The sequence below is a fragment of the Oscillibacter sp. CAG:155 genome (genome assembly GCA_000436875.1).
Lineage (GTDB): Bacteria > Bacillota > Clostridia > Oscillospirales > Oscillospiraceae > Oscillibacter.
Genome location: FR890854.1, coordinates 1 through 509, shown reverse-complemented (window position 1 = coordinate 509; position 509 = coordinate 1). Strand labels below are relative to the sequence as shown.

Annotated in this window: 1 protein-coding gene; it reads right to left on the bottom strand. The window is 44.4% G+C overall.

The window, feature by feature from the left end; all coding sequences use genetic code 11:
* Positions 1–203: 203 nt before the first annotated feature.
* Positions 204–509 (bottom strand): hypothetical protein (locus QZL67_RS02280; RefSeq protein ID WP_292919704.1); only part of this gene is annotated, 306 nt, incomplete at its 5' end.

The window sequence follows — 509 nt, the reverse complement described above, 5'->3', positions numbered from 1 at the left end:
GCCTATGTCAGCGAGTACGAGGCGGACTACATGGCCAGCAACGGCTTGAGCTGAGAATCCAACTTTTCAAAAAAATGTGCGGCCCCAAATCGGGGCCGCATATTTTTTTGCGCGTTTGTGGAAATCAAGTCTCTGCGTGAAGAAGGCTGCATCAAAGGAAACGAAAATGAAACGCTTGCACATCTGAAATGAAACGTTACAGTTCAAACTGTTTCAAAATGGGCAATACTTTTACGAAGCAAAGTAGCAATCCGTAGCGAGACGGCTCTGTGCAAAACTGCAAAAGGCATCTTGGGGGAAAAGTTGGATTTGTACAGATTTTGTTTACACCTCGTTAAAGAACGAATAACGTCAAAAAATGGCACGTTTTTTGCTATATAGGGCGAAGGAAAGTGCCTGTTGGGATGACCAGCAGGGAAAACAATTTTTTGGAAAAAGAAATGGAGGAAAGTTTTCATGAATGAACTGCCGATTTTGGGCGTTCTTCTGGGCAACTCTGCCGGTGTGGG